Source organism: Xanthomonas sp. NCPPB 1067 (assembly GCF_020783795.1).
Classification (GTDB): Bacteria; Pseudomonadota; Gammaproteobacteria; order Xanthomonadales; family Xanthomonadaceae; genus Xanthomonas; species Xanthomonas melonis.
The window spans coordinates 81,080-95,159 of record NZ_JAJGQG010000010.1; the positions used below are offsets into that span (position 1 = coordinate 81,080).

General features: G+C 59.9%; 12 protein-coding genes and 2 pseudogenes. All 14 read left to right on the top strand.

Features of this window, described 5'->3' with window-relative positions:
• The first annotated feature begins 21 nt into the window (after window positions 1–21).
• The gene (locus tag LL962_RS10110) at window positions 22–1,695 is read left to right on the top strand and encodes a type IV secretory system conjugative DNA transfer family protein (protein ID WP_228316800.1); all 1,674 of its coding nucleotides are present in this window, start codon (window positions 22–24) and stop codon (window positions 1,693–1,695) included.
• 337 nt (window positions 1,696–2,032) lie between these two features.
• Complete coding sequence (locus tag LL962_RS10115; protein WP_104587587.1) at window positions 2,033–2,440, top strand: TcpQ domain-containing protein; 408 nt, start codon at window positions 2,033–2,035, stop codon at window positions 2,438–2,440.
• 126 nt (window positions 2,441–2,566) lie between these two features.
• On the top strand, window positions 2,567–3,583 hold the full coding sequence (locus LL962_RS10120; protein WP_228316801.1) for a virB8 family protein: 1,017 nt from the start codon (window positions 2,567–2,569) through the stop codon (window positions 3,581–3,583).
• Window positions 3,580–4,347, top strand: coding sequence for a TrbG/VirB9 family P-type conjugative transfer protein (locus tag LL962_RS10125; RefSeq protein ID WP_228316802.1), 768 nt, complete (start codon window positions 3,580–3,582; stop codon window positions 4,345–4,347). The genes LL962_RS10120 and LL962_RS10125 overlap by 4 nt, the downstream gene beginning before the upstream one ends.
• Window positions 4,344–5,525, top strand: coding sequence for a TrbI/VirB10 family protein (locus tag LL962_RS10130; protein ID WP_329957151.1), 1,182 nt, complete (start codon window positions 4,344–4,346; stop codon window positions 5,523–5,525). Before LL962_RS10125 ends, LL962_RS10130 begins: the two co-directional genes overlap by 4 nt.
• A gap of 5 nt (window positions 5,526–5,530) precedes the next feature.
• Window positions 5,531–6,580 (top strand): P-type DNA transfer ATPase VirB11, encoded by a 1,050-nt coding sequence (gene virB11 / locus LL962_RS10135; RefSeq protein WP_208621446.1) that lies wholly within the window; start codon window positions 5,531–5,533, stop codon window positions 6,578–6,580.
• A 57-nt stretch (window positions 6,581–6,637) separates the two neighbouring features.
• Entirely contained in the window at window positions 6,638–7,465 is an 828-nt protein-coding gene (locus tag LL962_RS10140) for a lytic transglycosylase domain-containing protein (protein WP_228316833.1), read from the top strand.
• 59 nt (window positions 7,466–7,524) lie between these two features.
• A complete protein-coding gene (locus LL962_RS10145; RefSeq protein WP_228316803.1) occupies window positions 7,525–7,944 on the top strand; it encodes a TrbC/VirB2 family protein in 420 nt (139 codons plus the stop codon).
• Window positions 7,937–8,248, top strand: a complete 312-nt coding sequence (locus LL962_RS10150) for a type IV secretion system protein VirB3 (RefSeq protein ID WP_228316804.1) — start codon at window positions 7,937–7,939, stop codon at window positions 8,246–8,248. Before LL962_RS10145 ends, LL962_RS10150 begins: the two co-directional genes overlap by 8 nt.
• Before the next feature lie 100 nt (window positions 8,249–8,348).
• The gene (locus tag LL962_RS10155; RefSeq protein WP_228316805.1) at window positions 8,349–10,802 is read left to right on the top strand and encodes a VirB4 family type IV secretion/conjugal transfer ATPase; all 2,454 of its coding nucleotides are present in this window, start codon (window positions 8,349–8,351) and stop codon (window positions 10,800–10,802) included.
• A gap of 64 nt (window positions 10,803–10,866) precedes the next feature.
• A pseudogene (locus tag LL962_RS10160) lies at window positions 10,867–11,127 on the top strand (hypothetical protein); the annotation flags it as partial.
• 153 nt (window positions 11,128–11,280) lie between these two features.
• Window positions 11,281–12,135: a hypothetical protein gene (locus LL962_RS10165; RefSeq protein WP_228316806.1), complete on the top strand. Its 855-nt coding sequence runs from the start codon at window positions 11,281–11,283 to the stop codon at window positions 12,133–12,135.
• Window positions 12,136–12,251: 116 nt separating this feature from the next.
• Complete coding sequence (locus LL962_RS10170; RefSeq protein ID WP_329957082.1) at window positions 12,252–13,592, top strand: XVIPCD domain-containing protein; 1,341 nt, start codon at window positions 12,252–12,254, stop codon at window positions 13,590–13,592.
• A 100-nt stretch (window positions 13,593–13,692) separates the two neighbouring features.
• Window positions 13,693–13,910: pseudogene (locus LL962_RS10175) on the top strand (type IV secretion system protein); the annotation flags it as partial.
• Window positions 13,911–14,080: the final 170 nt, after the last annotated feature.

The window sequence follows — 14,080 nt, forward strand, 5'->3', positions numbered from 1 at the left end:
GAAGCCTAAGGAGACGGGCGAATGTCCAAGCTCAAAATGATCGTGCCAGCGACGCTGGTGGCCTTGCTCGCCGGATACCTGCTGTCTGGCTACCTGACCTTGCTGCTGTTGCGGATGGACCAGGGCCTGTATGCCTGGGATACGTACTACCGTTACTTCGCCGCGCTCGGCCTGCCGCAGGTCGCGCCCTATGCGACCAAGATCAAGATGGCAGGCATCATCGGCTTCGGCGTGCCTGCACTCGCCTGGCTGATCGCGGTTGCGCTGATCGTCAAGCCGAAGGCGCGCGCCCTGCACGGCGATGCGCGTTTCGCCGGCGCCGCCGATCTGTCCAAGCACGGCCTGTTCAAGCCCAGCGGCAACGGTATCGTCGTGGGCAAGTTCAACGGCAAGCTGGTGCGCCTGAGTGGGCAGCAGTTCGTGATCCTCGCAGCGCCAACGCGCTCGGGTAAGGGTGTGGGCGTGGTCATCCCGAACCTGCTCGAGTATCAGGAGTCGGTGGTCGTCCTGGACATCAAGCAGGAAAATTTCGACCTCACCAGCGGCTGGCGTGCCAGCCAGGGGCACGAGGTGTTCCTGTTCAATCCGTTCGCGGAAGATCGGCGGACCCATCGCTGGAACCCGCTGACTTACGTGTCCAACGATCCGGCATTTCGCGTCTCGGATCTGATGAGCATCGCCGCGATGCTGTACCCGGATGGCTCGGACGACCAGAAGTTCTGGGTCAGCCAGGCGCGCAACGCATTCATGGCCTTTGCCCTCTACCTGTTCGAGAACCGGGATGAGGAACTGGAGCTCGGGTTTCCGGGCGGCGCAGGCGCGCCCACGCTGGGGGGTATCTATCGCCTGTCGTCGGGTGATGGCACCGACCTCAAGAAGTATCTGAAGTCGCTGTCCGAACGACGGTTCCTCAGTGGCAACGCGCGCTCGGCATTTGCCAACATGCTGTCACAGGCCGATGAGACCTTTGCATCGATCATGGGAACCTTGAAAGAGCCGCTCAATGCGTGGATCAACCCGGTGCTGGACGCTGCGACCAGTGCCGATGATTTCCTGCTGACCGATCTGCGCAAGAAGAAGATGACGATCTACATCGGTATCCAGCCCAACAAGCTGGCCGAAAGCCGCCTGATCATCAACCTGCTCTTCAGTCAGATCATCAACCTCAACACCCGCGAGCTGCCCAAGTCCAATCCCGAGCTGAAGTATCAATGCTTGCTGTTGATGGACGAATTCACCTCGATCGGCAAGGTGGACATCATCGCCACCGCGGTGGCCTACATGGCCGGCTACAACATCCGCCTGCTGCCGATCATCCAGAGCATGGCACAGCTGGATGCGACCTACGGCAAGGACCTGTCGCGCACCATCATCACCAATCACGCCCTGCAGATCCTCTACGCCCCACGCGAGCAGCAGGATGCGAACGACTATTCTGAAATGCTGGGTTACACGACCATCAAGAAGAAGAACATCACCCGCGGTCGCGAGACCACGCGCAGCATCTCCGAAGAGCGCCGGGCGCTGATGCTTCCCCAGGAGCTCAAGGCGATGGGCAGCGACAAGGAAGTGTTCCTGTACGAGGGCATTCCGCACCCGGTGAAGTGCGACAAGATCCGCTACTACGAAGACCGTCACTTCACGGCACGTCTTCTGCCAAAGACAGAAGTGAAAACGCTTTCCATCAAAACGTGATGGTGTTCGCACAAATAATGCGGGGAAGCGCCGTAATTGTTGACTCAGGTTGGCGCAGGGAGCAAAGTTTCGGCGACTGCGGGTAATCAGAGTTTGTTCAGGGGGAGCGGCGCCGGACGGGGCCGTATCAGGAGTCGGGCTATGGATGGTTTCATGACGTATTCATCTTTTGCGGTGTTCAAGTGCGATGCGCCCCTGTGGTGTGCCGATCGCCTGCGCCCGCGCGCAACGAAATTTCAGCGGCTCTTTTGCTCCGTCACCCCTGGGTGAGCGGAGTCTGGTGCTGTCCGTGGTTCAAGCCAGTTTTTCATGAGTTGGAGAGGTCAGAGTGAATCCGATGTATGTGCTCAAGCTTTCGTTGGTGTTAGCCATTGCCGCGTTGGCGGGCGCCTGCGCGACCAAGCCTGCCCCGGATTTCGGTGGGCGTTGGAGGCATGTCAATCACTTCGATGAAGCACCCATCGAAATTCCGCTCTACACCTCCTACACCTATCAGGCCACCCCGATGGACGGCACCCTGAAGACCATGCTGGAGCGGTGGGCCGCAGACTCCAATATGCAGCTGGCCTACAACCTTCCGTCGGACTACACCTTGATCGGGCCGGTGTCGAACATCAGCACCACCAGCGTCCAGCAAGCTGCCACCGAGTTGAGCGCTGTCTATGCCGCTCAAGGTGTTTCGGTCTCCGTTGCCGCGAACAAACTGTTGGTGCAGCCGGTGCCGGTGTCGTCTGGGGCCAAGTAACGGGCGCAACGCACGCGGGCGCTAACTGTCGCCCGGCCGCGAAGCGCTCGACGTGTTTCAAGTATCCGCGTTTGGTCGCGGCGATGGTTCTAGGCCTGACAAGGCCCCACTGTGACGGATCTAGATATGTTGCGTAAGAAGGTCAGTGAAAAGGACGGGTCTGCTCAAGTGGGCGCGGCCGTGCAGAAGGCGGTGAACTACGAGGTGAGCATTGCCGACCTCGCGCGCCGCAGTGAAAAGCGTGCCTGGATCGTGGCCACGCTGTCGATGGTCGTTACGGTCATGACGGCTGGCGGCTATTACTACATGCTGCCGCTGAAGGAGAAAGTGCCTTATCTGGTGATGGCGGACGCGTACTCCGGAACCAGCACGATCGCCAAGCTCGAGGCGAATTTCGGTGGACGCACGGTCAGCACGAGCGAAGCGCTCGCGCGCAGCAACATCGCCCGCTTCATCATCGCGCGCGAATCGTTCGATCTTTCCATCATCGGCCAGCGCGACTGGAACACCGTTTCGGCCATGGGCGCAACCAACGTCGTAAGCGAATATCGCGCACTGCACTCGGCCAATAATCCGCAGCGGCCCTTGACGACGTACGGCAGGCTGCGCGCCATCCGTGTCAACATCCTCAGCATCACGTTGATCGGCGGGAACGGCAAGCCCTACACCGGGGCGACCGTCCGTTTCCAGCGGACGGTCTACGACAAGAACTCGACGGTCTCCACGCTGCTGGACAACAAGATCGCCACCCTGGGGTTCGTCTATCAGGACAATCTCGAGATGAGCGACAGCCTGCGCGTCGAAAATCCACTGGGTTTCCGGGTCACCGATTATCGCGTCGACAACGACTATTCCGCGTTGCCGGTGGCTCCCGCGGCAGGGACGGCCATCAACTCCCAGCCGCAGGCGGTCGTCCAGCCGCAGGCGGGAGTGATCGATCCCAATGCCGCCGCCATGCCCGGCGTCGCGCCGCAGGGCGGTGTTCCGTTGCAGCCAGGGATGCAGCCGCAAGGCGGCCTCCCGCCGCAATCGGCGCAGCCTGCCTTCCCCGATCAGATGCAGCCGGCGGGCCAGCCGCAAATGCAGCCCGCGATCCAACCCCAAGGGACGCCGAACAATGTCAATGGAGCAAGCGGTCGATGAAACTCTTTAATCGGTACAGGGCTGCGTTGTTTTCAGCGCTACCACTTGCACTATGCATCTTCTCCGCGGCCGCTCAGGTGGTCCAGGAATACGAGTACGCGCCCGATCGCATTTACCAGGTGCGCACCGGCCTGGGTATCACCACCCAGATCGAGCTGAGCCCGAACGAAAAGATTCTCGACTACAGCACCGGCTTCACCGGCGGCTGGGAACTCACCCGGCGCGAGAATGTGTTCTATCTGAAGCCGAAGAATGTCGATGTCGATACGAACATGATGATTCGTACCGCCACGCATTCCTACATTCTCGAGCTCAAAGTCGTCGCAACCGACTGGCAGCGGCTGGAGCAGGCCAAACAGGCCGGTGTCCAGTACAAAGTGGTGTTCAGCTATCCGAAGGACACCAGCTTCAACAACGTCGCCGATGCGGATACTTCCAAGACCGGCCCGCTGTTGAATGCAAAGATCCTGAAGGATCGCCGCTATTACTACGATTACGACTACGCGACGCGTACCAAGAAGTCCTGGTTGATTCCAAGCCGGGTTTATGATGACGGAAAGTTCACCTACATCAACATGGACCTGACGCGCTTCCCCACCGGTAATTTCCCGGCGGTGTTCGGCCGCGAGAAGGAACACGCAGAGGATTTCCTCGTCAATACGACGGTGGAAGGCAACACCTTGATCGTGCACGGGACCTATCCTTTCCTGGTGGTTCGCCATGGCGATAACGTCGTCGGTCTGCGAAGGAACAAGCAAAAGTGAACTCGAATATTCCAAACAGCCCAGATGAGCACTCCCCGACCAACCGCGGGGAGGAGCAGCGCAACGGCGACTACAACGAGCGCAATAATCCGTATTTCGCGCGGCAGCAGGCGAGCGCCGAGCCAGACCTCGATGCCAACGAGCCGGTGTTGCGTTCCAGCGACATCAAGCGTCTCAACCGCAAGGCGCTGGTCTTCCTGGCGGGCATCGCAGCCCTGTTGATCCTCGTGATCTTCTGGCTGGCGACGCAGAGCGGGGACGATGACGCTCCGCCGAAGCCGCGTACCGAAACCGTGGTGGCGCCAGCGCTGCCGCAGAACATGACCGCGCCCGTGGAAGAGCCGCCGGTGCCGTTGGCACAGCAACCGAGCCTGCCACCGTTGCCGCCGATGCCCACCGACGAGGAGGATGAGGGCAGCTCTGCACCAGAGCGCCCGCGTGGTCCGACCTTGCTGGAGCGCCGCATCCTGGCCGAGCAGTCCGCCAACACCGGTGCCGGTGTCCCCGGCATGCCTGGTCAGCCCGGTGCACAGCCGGCGGCTGCCCAGGATGAAAGCCAGGTGCTGCTGGCCAAGCCCATCAGCAATCCGGACGGTTTGATGGTGCGTGGCACCTACATCCGTTGCATCCTCGAGACGCGGATCATTTCCGATTTCGGTGGATACACCTCGTGCATCGTCACCGAACCGGTGTATTCGATCAACGGACATAATCTGCTCTTGCCCAAGGGGTCGAAGATGCTCGGCCAGTATGGCGCAGCAGAACCCACCAGCCGGCGGATGCAGGTGGTGTGGGATCGTGTGACCACGCCGACCGGGCTGGATGTCACGCTGGAAGGCCCGGGTATCGACACGCTGGGCAGCGCCGGTCATCCTGGCCAGTACAATGCGCATTGGGGCAACAAGATCGCATCGGCGCTGTTCATCAGTCTGCTGAGCGATGCCTTCAAGTACGCTGCGGCGGAATACGGCCCGGAAACCACCACGTTCGGCGTGGGGTCGGGAATCGTCACCCAGCGCCCCTTCGAAAGTAATACCGCGCGCAGCGTTCAGCAGCTTGCGGAGCAGGCCGTGGAACAGGCCGGACGTCGCCCTGCCACCTTGACGATCAATCAAGGCACGGTGCTGAACGTCTACGTTGCCAAGGACGTCGATTTCTCGGCTGTCCTGCCGAAGTGAATGCAGTGACCGCCATGACGATCGACGATTCTCCGACAGCGCGTATTTCGAACGACTTCCTGGATTACCAGTACTCGGTGCTGGGAATCCTGGATTACCTGAACTCGCCTGACGTGACCGAAATCTGTATCAATCGGCCTGGCGAGCTGTATCTGGAAACCATCCACGGCTGGCAGCGGGTCGATGTGCCGTCGTTGACGTACGACCGTGCGCGGCAGTTCTGCACCGCGGTGGTCAATGAGAGCAACACCGGTCAACGCATCACCGATGCGGACCCGGTGGTGTCGTTGACCTTCCCGACCGGGCAGCGTGCGCAGTTCGTGATGCCGCCGGCCTGCGATGCCGGCAAGGTGTCGATCACCATCCGGCTTCCCTCCAAGCACACCAAGTCGCTCGAGCAGTACAAGCACGACGGGTTCTTCGATGAGGTGCTGGAACAGTCGGCAGACGTCAGCGATCACGATCAGGAGTTGCTCGAACTGCGTCGCAAGCGCGATTACGCGGAGTTCTTCAAGAAATCGGTGTTGTACAAGAAGAACGTCGTGGTGGCCGGCGCGACCGGCAGCGGCAAAACCACCTTCATGAAGGCTTTGGTCAACCATATCCCCAGCGAAGAGCGCCTGGTGACCATCGAGGACGCGCGCGAGCTGTTCATCAGTCAGCCGAACTCCGTGCACCTGCTGTACTCGAAGGGCGGGCAGAGCACCAGCAACGTCACCGCCAAGAGTTGCATGGAGGCCTGCCTGCGCATGAAGCCCGATCGCATCATCCTGGCCGAGTTGCGCGGCGATGAATCGTTCTATTTCATCCGCAATTGCGCATCCGGCCACCCCGGCTCGATCACCAGTTGCCACGCCGGCAGTGTGGAGCAGACCTGGGATCAGCTGGCGCTGATGGTGAAGGCGTCGAGCGAGGGCTCTGGCCTGGAATTCGAGGTGATCAAGCGCCTGCTGCGAATGACCATCGACATCGTGGTCCACATCAAGGCGCATGCCGGGCGGCGGTTCATCACGGGAATCGACTTCGATCCCCTGCGAACCTTGCGCGGCGGTTGAGTCGGCGTTTGCAAGTGCGGTGATCTGGTCTGGAGGAGAAATGACATGTTGCCTGGCATGGAACTGATGGGGTGCTCTGGACTCGCCGTCCCCGGCGAGGTGATGCAGCACGTCGTCCGGGTCGAGTCCTCGCGCAATCCCTATGCCATCGGCGTGGTCGGGGGGCGGCTGGTGCGTGAGCCGCGCGGTCTGGCCGAGGCTGTCGCCACCGCCAAGATGCTCGAGCAGAAGGGCTACAACTTCTCGCTGGGCCTGGGCCAGGTCAATCGCTACAACCTGCAGAAGTACGGCCTGACCAGCTACGAAATGGCGTTCGACAAGTGTCCCAATCTGGTTGCCGCCTCGCGGATTCTCGCCGAGTGCCATTCGCGGTCTGGCGCCAACTGGGGCAAGTCGTTCAGTTGCTACTACTCCGGCAATTTCGAAACCGGTTTCAAGCACGGCTACGTGCAGAAGATCTACGCCTCCATCCGCCAGTCGGTGGCGGCAGCGGCGGGCGCGGAGCCCATTGCGGTGGTCCCGACCCGCCAGGTTCAGCTCCGGCCGGCCAATCCGGTGAAGCAGGCGGCCGCCGAACTGGCGGACGCCATTGTTGCCCGTCGTATTCAGGATTTGGCCGGTACGCGCACCACAACGGCTTCACCCTCGGCACCTATGCTATCGCTGCCTCCTGCGCCATCCTCTGCGCCCGTGCGCGCGGTACCCACCGCGCCCGCATCGGACGACGAGCTGTACGTGGTGAAGGCGACGGGGCAGGGGCGCGGCGTGGCGATGCCGGCCGTTGCGCCGCAGGCGCAAGTTTCGAATGATCGACCCGCGGGTGCCGCTCCGGCATTGCCTGCTGCGCAAGCTGCCCCACAGGTCGACACTGCGTTTGTTTTTTAGGAAGGAAGATCGCCAAGGATGCTGGCTGCTGGACCCCCTCTGTTCCCAAGGAGTTAGACATGAAGTTTGAAATCGACAAGAAAACGGTTGCCGATGCCAAAATGATCGGTACGCAGGCAGTGAAGGCGCTGCTGTTCACTTCGTTGTTGGTGGTGGCTGGCGGCGCTGGCGCGGCCCCTGGCGGTAACGGATTGGGTGGCACCGAAACCCGCGTCTGTGGATTCCTGAATAACGTGACCACGCTCCTGAACATGGGCTCGATCGCCGTGGTCACCATCGCCGTCATCGTTGCCGGTTATCAGATCGCCTTCGCGCACAAGCGCATCTCCGAGGTTTCTCCCATCCTCATCGGCGGTGTATTGATCGGTGCGGCCGGGCAGATCGCCAACATGATCCTCAAGCAAGACGGCGCAGGTGCTGCCAATGACTGCTCGGAAATTGGCATTTCACTGATGCAGCTCGCTCAATACTATGCGTAAAGATGTGCTCTTCCGCGGGTGCACCCGCCCGGCCATGTTTCTCGGGGTGCCTTACATCCCGTTCTTCATCGGTGCGGGCGGTGGCTTGCTGTCGAGCATGTACTTCAATCTCTGGTTCCTGTTCAGCATCCCCGTCATCATCTTCGTCATGCAACAGATGGCCAAGCGCGACGAGATGATTTTCAGGTTGCTCGGGTTGCGTTGGCTGTTCCGGATGCGTGCACGAAACCGCGAACGTTATTCGGGCATGTGGGTGTTCACCCCCAACGAATATCGCAAGGGCCCCCCCGGGAAGCCGCGATGAACAGCTCAACGGCTCTCAACCGTCCCCATGCGCGATGCGCGTGGGGACGGTGTTTGTAGCGGTTATCCACGTAATGCTTTCCTCTTAATCTGGTAACACCATGTTCAGTCCAGACAGCCCGATCAGCGAATTCGTTTCCGTCTCGTCACATGTTGCGCCGTCGGTCGTCAAGACCACCGCTGGCGACTACCTGCTGATCTGGCACCTGGCTGGCCTGCCGTTCGTGGGGCGCGACGAGTTCGAGCTCGAGCAACGGCACAACACCTTCAACCGCCTGTTGCAGACGCTACGCGCTCCGGACTTCGCCAACGTCGCATTCTGGGTCCACGATGTGCGCCGCAGGCGCAGGATCGGCACCGGCGGGCGTTTCAGGCAATCCTTCAATCAGACGCTGTCCGACGAGTACTACGCCGCGCTGTCGTCGCAGAAGATCATGCAGAACGAACTGTACTTCAGCATGATCTATCGGCCGGTGGTGACCGGGCGCCGCCTGGTCGAAAAGTCCGCCAACCCCGACAAGATCCGTGCCGAAGAAGAGCAGGCCGTGGCCAAGGTCGTCGAACTGGCCACCAATGTGGAAGCGGTCCTCAAGGATTATTCGCCGTACCGCCTTGGCATGTACGAAGCCAAGAACGGGGTGGTGTTTTCTGAGACCCTGGAGTTTCTCGGCTACCTGCTCAATCGCATCGACGAGCCGGTACCCGTGCTGCAGGCGCCGGTGCCTGCGTATCTGCCGGTCAGCAAGCACATGTTCGCCAACAAGACGGGCGACTTCGTCATTCGTACCCCGGATGGCATCAATCACTTCGGCGCGATCCTCAATATCAAGGAGTATGCCGACGGCACCTATCCGGGCATTCTCAATGGCCTGAAGTACCTCGATTTCGAGTACGTCATGACCCACTCCTTCAGCCCGGTCGGCCGCCACGAAGCGCTGAAGGTGCTGGAACGCACCAAGGGCATGATGATTTCCTCGGGCGACAAGTCGTCCAGCCAGATCCGCGATCTGGATCTGGCCATGGACGACGTGGCGTCAGGCAACTTCGTGCTGGGCGAATACCACTTCACCCTGGCGGTCTACGCCGACAGCCAGGAGAAGCTGGCGCGTCAGATCGCGACGACCCGCGCCGAGCTGTCCAACGCCGGTTTCGTTTCGGCCAAGGAAGATCTGGCGATCGCCTCGTCGTTCTACGCGCAGCTGCCGGGCAACTGGCGCTTCCGCACGCGTATCGCCAATCTGAGTTCGCTCAATTTCCTCGGCCTGTCGCCGCTGCACAACTTCGCCCAGGGCAAGCCGCATAACAATCCGTGGGGCGATTGCGTCACCACGCTGCAGACCACCAACGGCCAGCCGTACTACTTCAATTTCCACGCCACGCATCCGGCCGAGAATTCGCTCGGCGAGAAGGCGATCGGCAACACCATGGTGATCGGCAAGTCCGGTACCGGCAAGACGGCGCTGATCAACTTCCTGTTGAGCCAGGTGCAGAAGTTCGATCCGGTGCCGACCATCTTCTTCTTCGACAAGGACCGCGGCGCGGAGATCTTCGTGCGCGCTTGCGGGGGCAATTACCTGGCCCTGGAGAACGGCGTGCCGACCGGGTTCAACCCGTTCCAGTGCGAGCGCAACGAAGCCAACACGCAGTTCCTGGCCGAGTTGATCAAGGTGCTGGGCGGCAAGGCCGAGTACAGCGCCCGCGAGGAAGAAGATATCTACCGTGCGGTGGAGGGCATGCTGGACACGCCCATGCACCTGCGCAGCATGAGCAACTTCCGCAAGAGCCTGCCCAACATGGGCGACGACGGCCTGTATGCCCGGCTGCGTCGCTGGACGGCGGGCAACTCGCTGGGTTGGGTGTTCGACAATCCGGTGGACACGATCGACCTGACCCGCGCCTCCATCATCGGCTTCGACTACACCGACGTGATCGACAACGCCGAAGTGCGCGTGCCGGTGATCAACTACCTGCTGCACCGGCTGGAAGCATTGATCGACGGGCGCCCGCTGATCTACGTGATGGACGAGTTCTGGAAGATCCTCGACGGCAAGGGCGGGCTGAAGGAGTTCGCCAAGAACAAGCAGAAGACCATCCGTAAGCAGAACGGCCTGGGCATCTTCGCCACGCAAAGCCCGGAAGACGCGCTGGCCAGCGACATCGCCGCGGCACTGATCGAGCAGACCGCCACGATGGTGTTGCTGCCCAACCCCAATGCCAGCCGCGACGACTACATCGACGGTCTCAAGCTGACCGACGCCGAGTACCAGGTGGTGGTGTCGCTGGACGAGCGCTCGCGCTGCTTCCTGGTCAAGCAAGGCCACGCGTCGGCGGTGTGCCAGCTCAACCTGCGCGGCATGGACGATGCGCTCTCGGTGATTTCCTCGTCCACCGACAATATCGAGATCATGCACCAGGTCCTGTCCGGCAAGGCCGGCAAGCTGGGTGTCACCGTCGACCAGCTGACGCCCGAACAGTGGCTGGCGGACTTCTACGCCAACCGCAAGGGCTCGGGCAAGCGCAAGTCGGTCAAGGACAAGGAGGCCGAGGATGCGTAGTGCCACCCACGGCAAGCGGATACATCGACCACCATATTCATCTGTGTCAGGAGGCAAACACACCATGGCAACCAAGTTCAGACATTTTTCTCGCGTGTGCACGGGACTGGTGCTGCTCTGCATGGCCGGAGCCGCCAGCGCGCAGTGGGAGGTGGTGGGAAACGATTTGAATGATTAAAGTCGATCGACAAACCCAAGGAAGAGATAAAGAAGGTCGAGAATAACTACGGGATCGCGGATTGCGCCTGGCGCGACCGCCGGCACGCCTGTATCGAACGAGCAAGAACAAGGGTGTGAGCCGGTCTGGTGGACGCGCAAATCGCAATAAGCTGGTCTTCCAGAAGTTTTAAATGATTGGCTCGTTGTGAATGGCGGCGTCTGATCTTACTGATTATTGGACTCTTGCTGGTCTGCTTGATGAGAAGTTGCTGTAATGGCTGTTATGGAATTTTGTAATTACTGAACTGGAGCTTGGGCGATGAATAGCTCGCAAATACTGCGCTTTTGCTTGGCAATTTCTGCACCCCTGTTCTTTGGCTCCTGTATGCGAGAGGGTGCATCGCAAAGTCCGGTTTCCTCAAGTGATCTGCGGAGTCCACAGCCGGTGGCGGATGGGGGTATTTCTGAGGGTAAGGATCCAAGTGCTCATGTGTCTGGGCGAAGTGATCCCAATTTGAGCTCTTTAGTGATTGAGGCGGTAGTAGCGAATACACTGAATTCCGCATACGGGGCTAGTAACTTCGATCCATCGCGCAATTGCTGGAAATATGAGTTTCAGGCAGGTAGCGAATCACTGGATTACTGCATGATTGGCGCTGTCTCGAAGGTTTTCAGTGATGCTGATGGCACAAAGGTCTACGTGCAAGCGCACAGCGATCCGCAAGCTGAAATCTATTCGCAAGTAGATCCTGGCCTGGAAGGTCTGTTCGTCGCTGGCTTGGGCGATGACAACAAGATCAAGATGCTGGCTGCGAAGCCGGCCATCGATATGGGACAGGCTGGTGATTGCGGTTGTCTTGATGCGAAGATCATCCAAGTTGGCCCTGGTCGTTATGGTTGGCTTTCTACCGCCGGGGGCATTTGGCAAGGGGTCCAAGTGACACGTTATTCGCTTCAGGTCCCCATTGGTGGCGAGATTCGTGAGGTGTCAGGCATACCGCGCGTGAGCGAAAACGCTCCTGGCGAGACTAATGATCTGAACGTCAAAGCTGATGGGCAAGTTGTGGCAGGGATGTATCCCCTAGAGGTCATGCGTAAGCGCGGAGAGACCAAGCTTGAGACCCGGCTTGTAGCTTATGATGAAGCGAAGGGAATTTATCCCTGGGATCCTTGAGTTATTTCCCAATTCGGATTAAGGAGGGCGCTATGGCAAGGATTGATGAGCGATGGGCCGAGCATCGGCAAGAGTTGGTAGATGCCGCTCACGCTGCAGGTATAGACCCGGGTGTGATGGTCAAGATTGCTGGATTTGAATCTGGATTCAATCCAGCTGCTCGGCCGGTTGCGATCAGCCGTCCCGAGAACAATACAGTCAGGCAATTCGATGGCACCATGGCAATTTCCTCTGCCTATGGATATGGCCAGTTTTTGAACAGCACTTGGCAGCAAATGATTAACACCTACGGTGAAAAGTACGGTGTTGAAAATGCGGGCGGCCTTACACGTTCTCAGGCAAATGCGCCTGAGCTTCGTCAAGATACACGACTGCAGGCTGCAATGTTGGCGGAATTCACCCGTGAAAACATTGATCGGGCTGCAAAGTATGGCGGTAAGGACATAGCGGCAAATGTTTACGCGATGCATAACCTTGGTACAGGAGATGGGCCTAAATTCCTGCAGGCAGTGCACGACAACCCAAATGGGAAAGTCAGCAGTGTCCTGAGTGCGGAGGTTATCAAAGGAAACTCATCCCTCTATGGTGATGGCAGTATCACGAATGCTGAGGCATATGCAGCCATGGGGCGCAAGATGGATCAGTATGCTGTCTATGCCAACAGAGTCAGTAACAGCTTGTCGGATCGTACGCCGACTGAGGCTACTCAAGCAGCTAGGCCAAGTCAGCCAGTTGAAGGTGCGTCATCCAGGCACCATAGCAATCCTTCTCGACACGCCGGCACGTTAGAACAAGGCGAGCGCGGCGAGTCCGTGAAGCAGTTGCAGAACCAACTGGCCCAGCTAGGCGCTGTAGGCCGCGATGGCAAGCCGCTGCAGGCCGATGGCGATTTCGGCAGCAATACCAAGTTTGCGGTGGAGCAATTCCAACGCACACATGGTCTGCAGGTCGATGGCGTAGTGGGAGGGCAGACACAGGCGGCACTCGGCAAAGCACTGGCGCAGCAGACGACCAAACAGCCCGAGCAGAGCAATGTTCAGGCTGCACAGGCACCAGCCGCGTCGGGTTCTCCGTTGCTCTCCGATCCTCGCCACCCCGACAATGGCATGTTCGTCGGTACAGTAGGCAAGCTGGAAGCGATGGGCGAACGTGGCGGCTTTGCCAGCCGCAAAGAACTTGAGCAGGCGGCCGGGCAAATTGTGTTTGAAGCCAAGGTCAGCGGTCTGCAGCGCATCGACCATGTGGTGCCGAACAAGAGCGGTGACGGCTTCTTCGCGGTGCAGGGTGAGATGACCGACCCGGCGATGCGGCGTGTATTTGTGGACCGCGATCAGGCGCAAGGACAATCGCTGGAACACAGCAGCCGTCAGGTCGCCGAGGAAAACCAGCGTCAGACTGCGCAGCTGCAATCGCAGGCGCAGGCACAACAGGCCGCTTCGCCTGCGATGTCGATGTAATGAGTTTTTGCTTTGTACGCTGGAGTAAAGCTCACGCCGAGGCCATCTCGATGGCCTCGGTTCCAGGCTTGGATGTGTTGATCTAGGACCGTAACTCTTCATCCAGGGCTACCGCATCGTGACCGGTCAGTCGCGCGAGGCGGCGATGGGGTGGTGGTCACTGCGCTTCGTGCGGCGCTGATCATCGGGTTGGCGACCAGCATGGCGCAAGGCTCGGGCCGCTTGTATTGGACGATGACCGATGGGATCAGCGCGGCGATCACCAAAACGGTGACGGGCAGCTCGAAGAGTTTGTACAAGGCAATCGACAAGAATGTGTATCGCGTTCCGCTGCGGTCAAAGGGGCCGCGCTGCGATCACTGGCCGACGCTTGGTGATTTCTTTGCGACTGCAATGAATACGTATGCACGCGCGCACCCATGGGGTGCTGCGCCGCTAGGCTAACGGCCTTGGGCGGTGGCCGTGTTGGCTGCCCGCAGTGGCCCGGG